Source organism: Flavobacterium sp. (assembly GCF_046296355.1).
In the GTDB taxonomy this organism is placed as follows: domain Bacteria; phylum Bacteroidota; class Bacteroidia; order Flavobacteriales; family Flavobacteriaceae; genus Flavobacterium.
The window spans coordinates 1-16307 of sequence record NZ_JBKBLM010000018.1 but is presented as its reverse complement, the minus strand read 5'-3'; the positions used below and the strand labels follow the sequence as shown (position 1 = coordinate 16307).

Annotated in this window: 12 protein-coding genes; 11 read left to right on the top strand and 1 reads right to left on the bottom strand. The window is 40.2% G+C overall.

Going from position 1 to position 16307, the window contains the following annotated elements:
• The first annotated feature begins 1 nt into the window (after position 1).
• The 10 genes from glmS to ACK4HO_RS08420 all read left to right on the top strand — a co-directional run bounded on the left by glmS (position 2) and on the right by ACK4HO_RS08420 (position 13612).
• Positions 2–1849, top strand: coding sequence for a glutamine--fructose-6-phosphate transaminase (isomerizing) (glmS, locus tag ACK4HO_RS08465; RefSeq protein WP_409664855.1), 1848 nt, complete (start codon positions 2–4; stop codon positions 1847–1849).
• A 283-nt stretch (positions 1850–2132) separates the two neighbouring features.
• On the top strand, positions 2133–4973 hold the full coding sequence (locus tag ACK4HO_RS08460) for a TonB-dependent receptor domain-containing protein (protein ID WP_409664853.1): 2841 nt from the start codon (positions 2133–2135) through the stop codon (positions 4971–4973).
• Positions 4974–5003: 30 nt separating this feature from the next.
• Positions 5004–6494 (top strand): SGNH/GDSL hydrolase family protein, encoded by a 1491-nt coding sequence (locus tag ACK4HO_RS08455; protein WP_409664851.1) that lies wholly within the window; start codon positions 5004–5006, stop codon positions 6492–6494.
• A 218-nt stretch (positions 6495–6712) separates the two neighbouring features.
• On the top strand, positions 6713–8224 hold the full coding sequence (atpD, locus tag ACK4HO_RS08450) for a F0F1 ATP synthase subunit beta (protein ID WP_409664849.1): 1512 nt from the start codon (positions 6713–6715) through the stop codon (positions 8222–8224).
• A gap of 75 nt (positions 8225–8299) precedes the next feature.
• The gene (locus ACK4HO_RS08445) at positions 8300–8581 is read left to right on the top strand and encodes a F0F1 ATP synthase subunit epsilon (protein WP_409664847.1); all 282 of its coding nucleotides are present in this window, start codon (positions 8300–8302) and stop codon (positions 8579–8581) included.
• A 62-nt stretch (positions 8582–8643) separates the two neighbouring features.
• A complete protein-coding gene (locus tag ACK4HO_RS08440) occupies positions 8644–9174 on the top strand; it encodes a hypothetical protein (RefSeq protein WP_409664845.1) in 531 nt (176 codons plus the stop codon).
• Complete coding sequence (locus ACK4HO_RS08435) at positions 9171–10328, top strand: aminotransferase class I/II-fold pyridoxal phosphate-dependent enzyme (protein ID WP_409664844.1); 1158 nt, start codon at positions 9171–9173, stop codon at positions 10326–10328. Before ACK4HO_RS08440 ends, ACK4HO_RS08435 begins: the two co-directional genes overlap by 4 nt.
• Positions 10329–10422: 94 nt before the next feature.
• Positions 10423–11040, top strand: a complete 618-nt coding sequence (gene bioD / locus ACK4HO_RS08430; RefSeq protein ID WP_409664842.1) for a dethiobiotin synthase — start codon at positions 10423–10425, stop codon at positions 11038–11040.
• Positions 11041–11044: 4 nt separating this feature from the next.
• Positions 11045–12316, top strand: a complete 1272-nt coding sequence (gene bioA, locus ACK4HO_RS08425; RefSeq protein WP_409664840.1) for an adenosylmethionine--8-amino-7-oxononanoate transaminase — start codon at positions 11045–11047, stop codon at positions 12314–12316.
• Between the two features lie 135 nt (positions 12317–12451).
• Positions 12452–13612, top strand: a complete 1161-nt coding sequence (locus ACK4HO_RS08420; RefSeq protein WP_409664921.1) for a beta-ketoacyl synthase N-terminal-like domain-containing protein — start codon at positions 12452–12454, stop codon at positions 13610–13612.
• 265 nt (positions 13613–13877) lie between these two features.
• Here ACK4HO_RS08420 and ACK4HO_RS08415 read toward each other — a convergent pair whose 3' ends face one another.
• Positions 13878–14345, bottom strand: coding sequence for a regulatory protein RecX (locus tag ACK4HO_RS08415; protein ID WP_409664838.1), 468 nt, complete (start codon positions 14343–14345; stop codon positions 13878–13880).
• An 812-nt stretch (positions 14346–15157) separates the two neighbouring features.
• On the opposite strand from ACK4HO_RS08415, the gene ACK4HO_RS08410 reads away from it, so the two are divergent.
• Positions 15158–16307: hypothetical protein (locus ACK4HO_RS08410; protein ID WP_409664837.1), on the top strand; the 1150-nt coding region annotated here is incomplete at its 3' end.

Sequence of the window (16307 nt, the reverse complement as noted above, 5' to 3'; positions counted from 1 at the left end):
TATGTGTGGAATTGTAGGCTACATTGGTTACAGAGAAGCGTATCCAATAGTAATTAAAGGTTTAAAAAGATTAGAGTACAGAGGTTACGACAGTGCCGGAATCATGCTTTGCGATGGTAAAGAGATTAGTATTGCCAAAACCAAAGGAAAAGTTTCTGACCTTGAAGAAAAATCAAAAGATTTAGCGTCTTCTAAAGCTACTATCGGAATGGGGCACACGCGTTGGGCAACCCATGGTGTTCCCAATGATGTCAATTCACATCCGCATGTATCCAATTCAGGAAACTTAGTTATTATCCACAACGGAATCATTGAAAACTATGAGCCCTTGAAAAAGGAATTGCTCAAAAGAGGCTACACTTTCACTTCTGATACCGATACTGAAGTTTTAATCAATTTAATTGAAGAGGTTAAGAAAAAAGAAAACCTAAAATTAGGTAAAGCCGTTCAGGTTGCCCTTAATCAAGTCGTTGGAGCTTATGCTATTTGCGTTTTTGATAAAGAAAAACCGGATGAAATAGTGGTTGCAAGATTAGGAAGTCCGTTAGCTATAGGTGTTGGACAAGATGAATTTTTCATCGCTTCCGATGCTTCACCGTTTATCGAATACACTTCCAATGCTATTTATTTGGAAGATGAAGAAATGGCCATCGTAAGATTACACAAGCCGCTTAAAATCAGAAAAATCAAAGACGATACTTTAGTTGATCCCTACATTCAAGAACTTCAAATGAATTTGGAGCAAATTGAAAAAGGCGGTTATGACCATTTCATGCTCAAAGAAATCTATGAGCAACCTAATGTTATCAAAGATACTTACCGTGGGAGATTGTTGGCCAACCAAGGCATTATCCAAATGGCCGGAGTGGAAGACAATCTTGAAAAATTCCTTCATGCCCAAAGAATATTAATCGTAGCCTGTGGGACATCATGGCACGCCGGTTTAGTAGCCGAATATATTTTCGAAGAATTTACCAGAATCCCGGTTGAGGTTGAATACGCTTCCGAGTTCAGATACAGAAATCCAATCATCAATTCGTCAGATGTAGTGATTGCCATTTCCCAGTCGGGAGAAACTGCCGATACTTTAGCCGCTATTAAGTTGGCCAAAGAAAAAGGCGCTTTTGTTTTTGGGGTATGTAACGTTGTAGGTTCTTCTATTTCCAGAGAAACCCATGCCGGAGCTTATACCCATGCCGGACCAGAAATTGGTGTGGCTTCTACGAAAGCTTTTACTACACAAATTACCGTGTTAACCATGATTGCCCTTCGTTTGGCTAAAGCCAAAGGAACGTTGTCCAATTCTGATTTCCACCGTTATTTACAAGAATTAGAAGTTATTCCTGAAAAAGTGAAAGAAGCTTTGGAAACCAATGACAAAGCCAAAGAAATTGCGGCCAAGTTCAAAGATGCTCCAAATTGTCTTTACTTGGGAAGAGGTTATAATTTCCCGGTAGCTTTAGAAGGTGCTTTAAAATTAAAAGAGATATCATACATACACGCCGAAGGTTATCCTGCTGCCGAAATGAAACACGGACCGATTGCCCTAATTGATGAGCAAATGCCGGTAGTGGTTATTGCGCCAAAACAGGGACATTATGACAAAGTGGTGAGTAATATTCAAGAAATCAAGTCGAGAAGCGGTAAAATTATTGCCGTGGTGACCAAAGGCGATACCCAAGTAAAAGAATTAGCCGACCACGTAATCGAAATTCCGGAAACATCAGATGCACTATCACCGTTGATTACTACAATACCATTGCAATTATTATCTTATCACATAGCCGTATTAAGAGGATGTAATGTAGACCAACCCAGAAATTTGGCAAAATCGGTAACAGTAGAATAAATTTTTTACTACAAAATACACTTAAAAGCGAGATTTATTCTCGCTTTTTTTTTGCTAATTATTTGTGATTAATTTAATGAAATCTTCATTTTGTATGTAAGCATAGTATTTTTTTTACCAATACTGTCAAAAAGTTAATAAAAGCTTAAAAAAGGTATATATTGTTGAATTGTTAATATTCAAACTGAATAATTAATTATTGCCAAAAACAAAGGTGTTTTTTTGATAATGTAAAAAAAATATTTGTACTTTGGTTCCATAAACCAACAAAATATAAAACCAAATGAAGATTTATTTATTTATCCTTTCATTGTTTTTTTGCGGCATTACTTATTCGCAAACTTCAATTTCTGGTTCGGTAAAAGACAGTAAAAACCAACCAGTTCCAGGAGCCAATGTTAAAGTGGCAGGAGAAAGTGCCGGTACAATTACTGACGCCAATGGGAATTTCAGTTTGACAACCACAAAAAAACCACCTTTTGACCTAGAAGTTTCCAGTGTAGGTTATGGTTCGTCAACAGTAAGTGTTACTTCCAACAACCAAAATGTAAGCGTTTCATTAACAGAGCAAGAAACACAATTAGACGAGATTGTAGTATCTGCCTCAAGAACACCTGAGAAAGTCAGAGAATCCCCGGTAACTATCGAGAGAATGACCATCAGAGACGTTAAGAAGACAGCTTCGCCAACTTTTTATGATGGTTTGGAAAATTTGAAAGAGGTTCAAATGAACACCAGTAGTATGTCGTTTAAGTCAATCAACACCCGCGGATTTGCAACAGTTGCCAATACGCGTTTCATGCAATTGGTTGATGGTATGGATAACTCTTCACCATTGTTGAACTTTGTTTTGGGTAACCTTATCGGAGTTTCAGATATAGATGTGGCCAGTGTTGAATTACTTCCGGGTGCCTCATCGGCGCTTTATGGTGCCAATGCCTTCAACGGAATTTTATTCATGAACAGTAAAAGTCCTTTCAAATACCAAGGGATTTCTGCGTATGTAAAATATGGAGCAACCAGTCAAAAAGCAGCGGGTTCTAACGATTATCGTGATTATGGTATAAGAGCAGCACATAAATTTAATGACTATTTCGCAGCCAAAGCCAATTTCACTTACATGAATGGGACAGATTGGTGGGCGACAGATTATGATGATAAAACAGTAGAGGGAAGAGATAGAAGTCACCACAACTATAATGGTATAAATGTTTACGGAGATGAAGCGACAACCAATATTAAAAGTGTTGGTCAATCATTGGTTGGCTTAGGGTTGCTTCCTGCTTCTGCTTTAAATATACTTCCTAATGAAAATGTTTCAAGAACAGGATACAACGAGGTAGACTTAACAGATAATCAAGTCAGAAATGCGAAAATTGATTTTTCCTTGCATTTAAGACCTTTCGGTAACGAAAAACTGGAAGTTATTTGGCAAAGTAAATTCGGATTTGGAAATTCCGTTTATCAAGGAGCAAACCGTTATTATTTGAACGGGTTCTCTATGCAACAACACAAATTAGAACTAACCGGTAAAAACTTTTTTGTTAGAGGTTACTTTACAACAGAAGACGGCGGAAGTTCTTATGATATGCTTTTCACTGGGCTTAACATAAACAGAGCTTGGAAACCAGATGCTACATGGTTCGGTCAATACGCCGGAGCTTATGTGCAATCCACTTTATTAGGTGCAACGCCTACACAAGCACACGCAGCAGCGAGAAATGTAGCTGATACCGGAAGATTTTTGCCAGGAACGCCTGAATTCCAAAATGCCTTCAACCAGGTAATTGCTAATCCTGATGTATTATCAGGGTCTAAATTAGTGGACAATTCAAAAATTTACCATTCAGATGCGAATTACAACTTTAGAGATTTAATTAAAGTGGCCGAAATTCAAGTCGGTGGTTCTTACAGAAGATATGACTTAAACTCTTTCGGAAGAATTTATACTGATACCCCACAATTTGGCGGAATTAAGTACGATGAATACGGAGTTTATACTCAAGTTCAGAAAAAATTAATGGATGATAGATTGAAATTTACCGGTTCTGTTCGTTACGACAAAGCGGAAAACTTCGACGGAAATTATTCACCAAGAGTTTCCTTAGTATACACTGCAGGGGAAGCTAAAAATCACATCTTCAGAGGTTCGTTCCAAACCGGTTTCCGTAACCCAACCACACAAGACCAATACATTGGATTCAACGTTGGTAATGCTATTTTATTAGGTTCTGCACCGGATAACTTAACAAGATATGTTGAAACACTGCCGGTTACTTCTCCGTTAGGACAAGCATTGGTTGGTGGGACTTCAACAACAATCGATGGAAATAATGCATATTATAATTCCTATACAGCACAATCAGCTCAAGCATTTGCTGCATTGGCTCCAACCGATCCGATAGCTGCTTCTGCCTTATTGGTAAGAACAGATGTTGACTTAGTAAAACCTGAAACAGTGAAAGCTTTTGAATTAGGTTATAGAGCTGAAGTAAAAGGATTTACGTATGATATCAATGGATACTACAATATTTATAATGACTTTATTGGTAACTTAACGGTTGTAGCTCCATTATATGGTACAGCACAAGATGCTCCAAATCCATTATTAGGGCCAACAGATCCGGGTGCTCAGTCGATAGATGCATTAGCTACAGGAAACACAAGAGCTTTCCAATTATACACCAACACAGATATCGAAATCAAATCATTAGGATTTGGTGTTGGAGTTTCAAAAAAATTACCAAGAAACTTTGAAGTATCTGCTAATTATAACTATGCCGAGTTTGATTTTGATCAAGCCAAAGACCCAAGTTTTGAGGCTGGATTTAATACCCCTAAACACAGAGTGAAAGCATCCTTCAGCAATGACAATTTGTTCAAAAACTTCGGATTCAACATCAGCGGAAGATGGAGTGATGAGTACTACTGGGAATCAACTTTTGACGATGGAATGATTGATGCAGTAACCGTTATCGATGCGCAAATCAGTTACGGTCTTCCAGGTTTAAAATCAGTAATCAAAGCCGGAGCAACAAACTTAGGAGGTACAGAATACAGACAGCTTATTGGTCCTGGATTAATAGGTCAACAATACTTCTTGTCTTTAACAATCAATCCATAATTCAAACCAAATTATTAAATTATAATAGTTATGATAAAAAATTTCAAATGGCTACTATTGGTGTCTTTAACCTTTGTAGCGTGTAATAGTGAGGATGAGCCTTTTGTTGACCCTAACTCAACAGACGGAACACCACTTACAGCAGGAACCGCTGATTTTTCCAAATATGTTTCTTTAGGAAATTCATTAACGGCCGGATATTCTGACAGTGCTTTGTTTATTGCCGGTCAGGAAGGTTCTTACCCTAATATTTTAGCCAGTCAGTTTGCGTTAGTAGGAGGAGGGGATTTTACAATTCCTTACATGGCTGATAACACAGGCGGATTGTTGCTTGGCGGAACGCCTATCGCCGGGACAAGATTATACTTTAACGGATCAGGACCGGCACCGGTAACAGGACCACCAACTACAGACATAACTAACGTTCTTTCAGGACCATTCAATAACATGGGTGTTCCGGGAGCTAAAAGTTACCATTTATTAGCACCGGGTTACGGTAATGTTGCCGGAGTTTTAAGCGGACAAGCGAATCCTTATTTTGTGCGTTTTGCTTCAAGTCCGAGTACAACTGTTTTAGCGGATGCTTTGGCACAAGACCCAACCTTTTTCTCTCTTTGGATAGGAAATAATGATATTTTAAGTTATGCTACTTCAGGTGGTGCTGGAACCAATCAAACCGGGAATCCAAATCCGGCGACTTATGGCGCTAATGACATCACTGATCCTACTGTTTTTGCCGGTGTTTACAATACCTTGGTTGATCAATTAACCGCTAACGGAGCCAAAGGAGTTGTAGCCAATCTTCCTTATGTAACTACCATTCCTTACTTTACAACCGTACCTCATAATCCAGTACCGCTTGATGCCGCTACAGCTGCCCAATTAAATGCCGGATTTGCACCTTACAACAACGGTTTGTTGTTTGCTCAATCTAACGGATTGTTATCGGCAGCAGAAGTAGCCAGAAGAACTATTACCTTCTCCGCTTCAAGTACCAATCGTGTGGTTATGGTAGACAGTTATTTGACCAATTTATCAGGTTTCGGAATTCCATCATACAGACAAGCGACCAGTGAAGACTTAATTGTATTGCCTGCAAGAAGTGTTATCGGAACAACTGTAGGAGGAAACCCTGCTCAAGTAAATGGAGTATCAGTTCCTTTAGCTGACAACTGGGTGCTGTCTAAAGAAGAAATTCAAGAAGTAAGAGTAGCAACTGATGCCTATAATGCAAGCATCGAGTCTATTGCCAATGCAAAAGGGTTAGCGTTTGTTAATGCCAATGTATTACAGTCTCAAATCGCTCAAGGAGGTATTACCGCTAATAACTTTACAGTAACGTCAGCTTATGTAACCGGTGGTGGATTCTCCTTAGATGGTGTTCACCCTAGCCCAAGAGGATATGCTTTAATTGCTAATGAATTTTTTAGAGCCATCAACGCCACTTACGGTTCAAACTTCAAAGGAGTTAACATCGGATTATACAGAATTTTATACCCAATGGATCCGGCTAATTTCTAAACCAACCAAATTTATATATTCCCAAAACCACCCGAGAAATCAGGTGGTTTTTTGTTTGGCATAACCCAATGTTTGCTTTTAATTGACAATTCATCAAAAAATAAAGAAAAAAACTCACTTCAAATATTGATTTTTCGAAATAGAAATTTTACCTTTGCGCTCTGAAAAAAGAGGTGTTTTTTTTAAACCTAAATAGCTATTTAATAAATACATAAACAATGTCTAAAGCAATAGGAAAAGTTTCGCAAATCATCGGTCCGGTAGTTGACGTAGTATTTGATACTAAAGATGTTGAGTTGCCAAAAATTTACGACTCATTAGAAATCATTAACAAAAATGGTTCAATTTTAGTTCTGGAAGTTCAATCTCACATTGGTGAAAACACAGTGCGTACGATTTCCATGGACTCAACCGACGGTTTGTCTAGAGGAACAGCAGTAAACGCTACTGGTGCGCCAATTCAAATGCCAATCGGTGCTGACGTTTACGGACGTTTGTTCAACGTAATTGGTGATGCTATCGATGGATTAGGAGATTTGCCAAAAGCAGGTAAAGATGGAATTTCTATCCACAGACCGGCTCCGAAATTTGAAGATTTATCAACCTCTACAGAAGTTTTATTCACCGGTATTAAAGTAATCGACCTAATCGAGCCTTATGCAAAAGGGGGTAAAATTGGATTATTCGGTGGTGCCGGAGTTGGTAAAACCGTATTGATCCAAGAATTAATTAACAATATCGCCAAAGGTCACGGTGGTCTTTCTGTATTCGCTGGAGTAGGAGAAAGAACCCGTGAAGGAAATGACTTGCTTCGTGAGATGTTAGAGTCAGGCATTATCAAATATGGTGACGATTTCATGCACTCTATGGAAAATGGAGGATGGGATTTATCCAAAGTAGACAAACCGGGAATGAGAGAGTCTAAAGCTACTTTCGTATTCGGACAAATGAATGAGCCACCTGGAGCTCGTGCTCGTGTAGCACTTTCAGGATTATCTATCGCTGAGTATTTCCGTGATGGTGCTGGTTCTGACCAAGGGAAAGATGTATTGTTCTTCGTAGATAACATCTTCCGTTTTACACAAGCAGGTTCTGAGGTATCAGCGTTATTAGGACGTATGCCATCTGCGGTAGGTTACCAACCAACATTGGCCACAGAAATGGGTGCGATGCAAGAGCGTATTACATCAACCAACAAAGGTTCGATTACTTCTGTACAAGCGGTTTACGTTCCTGCGGATGACTTAACTGACCCGGCGCCGGCAACAACCTTTGCTCACTTAGATGCAACAACAGTATTGTCTCGTAAAATTGCTGAGTTAGGTATTTATCCTGCGGTTGACCCGTTAGATTCTACTTCAAGAATCCTTACAGCTCAAATCTTAGGGGATGAGCACTACAACTGTGCACAAAGAGTAAAAGAGATTTTACAGAAATACAAACAATTACAAGATATCATCGCCATCTTAGGTATGGAAGAATTGTCTGAAGAAGATAAATTAGCCGTATCAAGAGCGCGTCGTGTACAACGTTTCTTGTCTCAACCATTCCACGTAGCGGAGCAGTTTACCGGTATTCCTGGAGTATTGGTTGACATCAAAGAAACCATCAAAGGATTCAACATGATCATTGATGGTGAGCTAGATCACCTTCCGGAAGCAGCTTTCAACTTGAAAGGAACTATCGAAGAAGCAATCGAAGCTGGACAAAAAATGTTAGCAGAAGCATAATCAGTTAGCAATTAGCAGTTGGCAGTATTCAGTTGGTGCTAATTACTAATCACTAATTACTAATCACTAAAAAAAATGATTTTAGAAATAGTATCACCGGAAGCTACATTATTCAAAGGAGAAGTTACTTCAGTTTCTTTACCGGGTGTGAATGGTTCGTTCCAAGTATTGAACAACCACGCACCTATAGTTTCTATCCTAAAACAAGGTACCGTGAAAATCGTTGCCGATAGTTTTAAATTGGGCAAAGAAGTAGCCGAGCAGTTTACCAAAGTAAACGACCAAAACTACACTCTGGAAATCAATTCAGGAACTATTGAAATGAAAGACAATAAAGTAATTGTATTAGCCGACTAATACGATTCAAAATAAAGAGAGAAAGCCCAGCATTATTGTTGGGCTTTTTTTATTTTTGAAATATGGAAGAAAACTTGAAAGAATATGAGTTGGTAGTGCATGAAGGAAGAAGGCCTTTTTTAATGGTGATAATAGCTGCTATCTTTTTTACTTTTGCTATTTATAGATTATATGAGCTTATTCCTTTTTATCAAAATTACGAATTGAATTTAAAGACAGCAGGACTAATTCCAATTGCTCTTAAATCTTCCATATTACTTTTTGCTTCCGGTATATCATATTCATGTACTAAATCCGTTCTTATCGATACTGATAAAGACCTTTTAATTTCGAGATTTTGCGTAGGCCCATTTTCAAAAGATGTCAAATCAAAAGTACCCGATTTAGATTATGTTTCTGTATTTAAGGTTGATGAAATGGAATATCAAGTCAATCTATGGTATCTACAAAACAAACATTACAAAATGTATAAGTTAGCCGAAGAAGAACATGCACTTAAATTTGGCACCATGGTTGCCAAAAAACTTAACATCGATTTACTGGAAGCTACCGAAAAAGGAAACAATAAATGGGTTGAAAAAGAAACACTATGAAACTCCCAAAATCCCTTCAAGCTAAACTCCAACAACGCCAAGCCAACAACGCTTTGCGCCAACTACCTGTAGCCAAAGATTTGGTAGATTTTGCCTCCAATGATTATATCGGGTTTGCCCACAGTGAAACTATTTTCAATCAAACCCATCAATATCTTCTGGATAATAATATCAAAAGCAACGGCGCCACCGGTTCCCGACTAATTTCCGGAAACCACCATTTATATGAAGCTACCGAAAGTTACATCGCCAACTTCCACCAATCCGAATCTGCTTTAATATTCAACTCCGGTTACGATGCCAATGTTGGGTTTTTCAGTGCCGTGCCGCAACGAAATGATGTGATTCTATACGACGAATTGTGCCACGCGTCTATCCGTGACGGCATCCAAATGAGCCATGCTAAAGCCTATAAATTTGGGCATAACGATTTAGAAGATTTAGAAGGGCTACTCAGCAGATTCCAACCAACAACCAACAACCAACAACCAACAACCATCTACATCGTCACCGAGTCTGTCTTCTCCATGGACGGCGATTGCCCTAACTTAGAAGAGCTCGTTGCCTTAGCCAATAAGTACAACGCCTATTTAGTAATCGATGAAGCCCACGCACTCGGTGTTTTCGGAGAACAAGGTGAAGGCGTCGTTCAAAGTTTGGGCCTACAAGACAAAGTCTTCGCCCGTATCATGACCTTCGGAAAAGGATTAGGTTGTCACGGTGCCGCCATTTTAGGTAGTGTCGAACTCAAAAGCTATTTAGTCAACTTCGCCAGAAGTTTTATTTATACCACAGGTTTGTCGCCTCATAGTGTGGCTACAATTTTAGTCGCGTACCAACATTTGGCAAAAGAGAAAACCGCACTACAAGCGTTAAGAAACAACATCCTGTTCTTCAATCAAGAGAAACTGAGATTAGGATTAAAACCCATGTTCGTTTACAGTAAATCGGCCATTCAATGCGCTATCATTCCCGGGAATGACAAAGTAAAAAGCATTGCAACGCAATTGCAAAAAAAAGGTTTTGACGTCAAACCCATCTTATCCCCAACCGTTCCCGAAGGACAAGAACGCTTGCGCTTTTGTTTGCACAGTTACAATTCCGAAAAAGAAATCTCAAATGTCTTGGAATTGTTAGCTACTTTTGTGTTTTAATTACACAGAGATACACGGAGAAAAAAAGAGATGCACAGAGAAAACCTCAGTGAATCTCCAATAAACTCTGTGAATCTCTGTGAAACTAATTTATATGAAAATATTCATCACAGGAATTGGTACCGATGTAGGCAAAACAGTCGCGTCCGCTATAGTAACGGAAGCCTTAGAAGCCGATTATTGGAAACCCATACAAGCCGGCGATTTAGATAATTCCGATAGTCATAAAGTTAGAGCATTGGTATCGAATACCAAATCTGTTTTTCACCCCAATGCTTATGCGCTCAACACTCCGGCAAGCCCACATTTGGCTGCCGCCAAAGACGGTGTGCGCATCGATTTAAATAAAATTGTCGAAACCAAAGTTGAAAACCATTTGGTGATTGAAGGCGCTGGCGGCGTTTTAGTGCCATTAAATGATTCTGAATGTGTAATCGATTTAATCCAAAAAGACCATAAAGTGATTGTCGTGTCCCGACATTATTTAGGCAGTATCAATCATACGTTACTAACGATCGAAGCCTTGCAAAACCGAAAAATAAAAGTTGCCGGCATCATTTTTTCAGGAGACGAAAACAAAGCCACCGAAGATATTATCCTTAATAAAATTGGTGTAAAATGCATCGGTAGAATTGATAACGAACCGTATTTCGACGCGAACGTAATTGCTTATTACGCGGATAAGTTTCGGGATAATCTTTTAAATCTTTAACGGCATGAAACTATCCGAAAAAGACCAACTCTACAACTGGCATCCTTATACCCAACACAAAACCACCGGTTTATTGCCCGCCATTGTCAAAGGCGAAGGCGCTTTGCTTTGGGATGATAACGGTAAAGAATTTATCGATGCGATTGCGTCTTGGTGGGTCAATCCGTTTGGTCATTCGAACAAAGTGATTGCCGATGCGATTTATACGCAGTTAACGACCTTAGAACACGTTTTGTTCGGAGGTTTTACCCATAACAAAGCGGTGGAATTGTCTGAGAAACTGCTTTCGATTTTGCCTGCCAACCAAAAGAAAATCTTCTATTCCGATAACGGCTCAACCGCAGTGGAAGTAGCGCTCAAAGGTGCTTTGCAATTCTATTACAACCAAGGCGCAAAACGAACTAAAGTCATTGCTTTTGAAGATGCTTTTCACGGCGATACCTTCGGTGCGATGGCAGCCAGCGGTATTACTTTTTATACCGAAGCGTTTCAAGGGTCGATGTTGGAAGTCGTGCGCATTCCGGTGCCAACAGTTGGGAATGAAGAACGCAGCTTGAAAGCTTTAACCAATTTGGTGGCGACCAAAGAATACGCCGCGTTTATCTTCGAACCTTTAGTACAAGGTGCAGCAGGAATGGTGATGTATGCCGCCGAAGTTTTAGACCAAATGATTGCCCTTTGTCAAAAACACCAAGTCTTTACCATAGCCGATGAAGTCATGACGGGTTTCGGAAAAACCGGGAAAACTTTCGCTTGTGATTATTTGCAAAACAAACCCGATATCATGTGCTTGTCGAAAGCGTTGACCGGCGGAACAATTCCCATGGCGATTACCACTTTTGCCCAAGAAATCTTCGACGGGTTTTACAATGATGACGTCAACAAAGCGCTTTTTCACGGACATACTTTTACCGCGAATCCAACGGGTTGTGCTGCGGCTTTGGCGAGTATCGGTTTGTTGGAAACAGCCGAAATGCAAAACAACATTACGCGTATCAATGCCCAACATTTGGCTTTCGCCCAAAAAATGAATAGCCATCCTAAAGTCAAAACCACTCGTGTACTCGGTGTAATTTTCGCCTTAGAAATCAAAACCGATGGTGCCGAAAGTTACTATGGTTCGATGCGAATGAAACTCTATAACTTCTTCATCGAACACGGCGTAATCCTGCGACCGGTGGGGAATATCGTTTACATCTTGCCACCGTATATTATTTCAAACGAACAACTGGAAAAGGTTTATGGTATAGTTGAAGACGCTGTTGAGATGATTTAAACCACAAAAGGCACAAAGAAAAACAAAGACTCAAAGAACTCTTTTGTGACTTTTGAATCCTTTTGATTCTTTTGTGGTAAAATCTTTTTCACAACAAAGAGTTTTACGACCTTTACGCTTCAGAATACAATCATGTTGAAAACCAAAATTGCCATTACTTCTCTTGCTTCGATTTCGCCATTAGGAAATAATCCTGAAGCGATTTGGGCCCATTATCTTTCGCTTAAAACTTTAATTTCTACTAAGGAATTTAATGGTAAAAGTCAGTTTGTGGCGATGATTCCTGCAGAGGTTAGAAAGGAAATCGACGCCTTGCGCAAAGAAGACATCAAATACAAAGCCTTAGACGAAACGGTTTTACTCGCGATATTGGCATCGCGCCAAGCGATTGCAAAGGCAGGTTGGCAACAAGGTTCCGACTTCGGCATTAACATTGGTTCCTCTCGCGGTGCTACGCAATTGTTTGAAAAATACCATAAAGAATTTATTGAAACCGGAATGACCGCGACATTAACTTCGCCAACCACCACTTTAGGCAATATCTCTTCGTGGGTGGCGCATGATTTAAAGAGTGCCGGACCCGAAATCTCGCATTCCATAACGTGTTCTACGGCTCTGCATGCGGTTTTGAATGCCGTGGCTTGGCTGCAATCGGGACTGGCGACTAAGTTTTTGGTGGGTGGAAGTGAAGCACCATTGACCGCTTTTACTTTGGCCCAAATGCAAGCTTTGAAGATTTATGCCAATGAAGAACAGCAATGGCCGTGTCGCGCCTTCGATTTGACCAAAACCAAAAACTCCATGGTCTTAGGCGAAGCAGCTTCTGTGGCTTGTTTAGAATTGGGCGAAAGCCAAAAAGCCTTAGGTTACATCACCGGAATTGGCTATGCTACAGACGATTTACAACACAACATTTCCATCTCAGAAGACGCTAAATGCTTTCAAAAATCGATGGCGATGGCGCTGCAAAATACCGCTTTAGACGAAGTTGACGCCATTGTTATGCACGCACCGGGAACGCTAAAAGGCGACACCTCAGAATACAAAGCGATACAAAAAGTCTTCGGGAAAAACTTGCCCATGCTTACGACCAACAAATGGAAAATAGGCCACACTTTCGGTGCCTCAGGCATGCTGAATATCGAGTTGGCACTACTGATGATGCAACACCAAACCTTTATCGGAATTCCATATATCGAAGAACCTAATCCGCGCAAAGCAATTCGCAATGTGTTGATTAATGCTGTCGGTTTTGGCGGGAATGCGGTTAGTGTGTTGTTAAGCAGAGAATTTTAAGTTGCAGTTACACAGAGATGCACGGAGTAAAAAAGAGATTCACAGAGTTTTATTAAACATTAAGAAGTTAAGGAAAATTAAGGTTTTCATTAAGGCTTAATTTTCCTTAATTTCTTAATGGTAAATTTTATTTGAATCCTTTTGGTTCTTTTGAGGTTAAACTTTCCCTGCGATTGCGACTGAAAACTCTTTCCTCCGTGAATCTCTTTTTACCCCGTGTATCTCTTTTTTTCTCTGTGAATCTCTGTGTAACTTACACTCGCAACTACTCCTCCAACTCCTTCATCTTCTCGTAAACGAGATGACTTTCCCAACCCCTGCGCAATAAATAATCGCAGAATTTCTTGTTCTTTTTTTGACCTTTTCTTTCGGTTAGGCTGTGCCAATGACGGTCGGCCAATTGGTGGAAAGTTTCCTGGTATTGCTCTTCCGTAATTTCGGTTAACGCGGCTTTGATATTGGGTGCCGAGATTTGTCGGGCTTTGAGTTCGTTGACAATCCTGATTTTGCCCCAAAGCTTGATGCGGTGTTTGCCTCGGGCGAAACTTCGGGCGAAGCGCTCTTCGTTGAGGAAATTGTGTTGGAGCAAATGCACCACTATCGTATCAATCTCCTCGCTTTTCATTCCCAGTTGGTACAACTTATCCACCACTTCCCGGTGACAACGCTCTTGGTAGGAACAGTAATATTCCAGTTTGAGCGTGGCTTCGGATAGGGTTGGTTTTTCGGTCATGGGTTTTTGTAGTTGGGGTAAAAGTAGGGAATTTTGGGGAGAAGGGAAAAGGGTTTTGCGGGTGTTTCAATGCGCTCCGCAGCGCTGCTCTGCGTTGGAATCGCGGTTCCCTAAGTTGGGATAGTGGTTTCGTAGGTGGAATTGTGGTTTCCCAAGTTGGGATAGTGCTGCTCCAAGTAAGGAAAGTGGTTTCCCGAGTTGGAATCGTGCTGCTCTAAGTTAGGATTGTACTGCTCCAAGTTGGAATCGTGCTGTTCTGAGTTGGGATTGTGGTGTTCCAGGTTAGGAAACCGATGTTCCGGGTAAGGAAAGCGGTGTTTCAGGTTAGATTTAGCACACAGATGACACGGACCTGTCTGCCGACAGGCAGGTACTACGGATTTTCACGGATTTTTTATCTGTGTAAAAAGTTTAACCGCAATCCCGATAGCTATCGGGAGCAAAGCAACTGAACACTGACCACTGACCACTCTTCACTCCGTGAATCTCTTTTTCCCCCCGTGAATCTCTGTGTAACTCTCCAATCACAACTGTCGCTCAAAAGCCTACAAAAAACGTAAGCCAAAACACTAACTCACCATAGCCCGTCATAAGATTTAACCGATGTTTTACCGTGCAACCGTTTCAATTTGAAAGCAATACCCCAAATTGTCAATAAAAATGTTGATTACTTAATCATTTCTTAAACCAAACCCCTTGTTTTTTAGTAATTTAGATGTAGTTTTGTACGCCCTAATTCCTACCTCAAATTGTCTTGACCTTTTTTTGTGCGCAAAAATCGCTAATGACTATGAAACGTTTTATAAAATTATATGAAATTTAGAATTTTACTTTTTGTAATTGCCCTTTTTACTGCTTCAACTTCAACGTCTTACGGGCAAATCTTTGCTTGGGATTTTAATGGAGCACTAGGAACTGAAGCCTCATTTAGTCCAAATGCTTCGGCAAATGCTAATTTAACTTATACGCCATTAACCAGAAATGGTGGTTTGAATACTGTTGCTTTAGCAAATGCTTTAGCTTCTACAAATTTTCCTAATGGTGGTGCGAAACCAGATGCTGTTACAAACAACAGAGGATATTCTTTTACGGTTACGCCTAACTCAGGTTTTACTCTTTCTCTATCAACGCTAGACGCTAAGTTTAGACGTTCAGGTACAGGTCCAAACGCTTTCGCTTGGTATTATAGTACTGATGGTACTACATTTACGCAGATAGGAAGTGATATATCTTTTACATCAACAACAACAGGTGGAGTTGCTCAAACTCAGATAAGTTTAGCCGGGATTCCTGCTTTACAGAATGTAACATCCGGAACAGTTATTACTTTTAGATTAATTGGTTGGGGAGCTACAGCAACAACCGGAACTTTTGCCATAGGAAGATCATTAACTGCGGGTGAATTATCATTACAATTTGGTGGTTCTGTAAATACCGCCGGAATCACTTCAGCTCAAACCGGAAACTGGTCTGATACCGCTACTTGGGTTGGTGGTGTAGTGCCAACTTCGGCAGACAATGCTACTATCAACAGTGGTCATAAAGTAACTATGGATAGCGCTACTTACAGAACGAGAAATGCGGGAACTACCACTACTGTAAATGTTGGAGGAACATTGGCCACAGGCAGTTTAACTTATACCAATAACGGAACGACCAACATCAACGGTACATTTGAAATCAACGCAAGCGGTTATGCCGATGGGAATAATTTATCTTATGGTACCAATGGTATTTTGAATTTTAATACAGGTGGTACTTATACGGTGCAAAATTTCCATACCTATTGGCCAGCGGCAGTAGGTGCTCCGAGAAACGTGAACATTGCTTCGGGCACTACAGTTGTTATGGCTACCAATGCTTATAGAGCAATTGCTGTTGGCGGTACTTTGAGTATAGCCGGTGCTTTGACTTTGACCACTAATCCAACCATAACCGTAAACGGAACTTTGCGTTTAGATC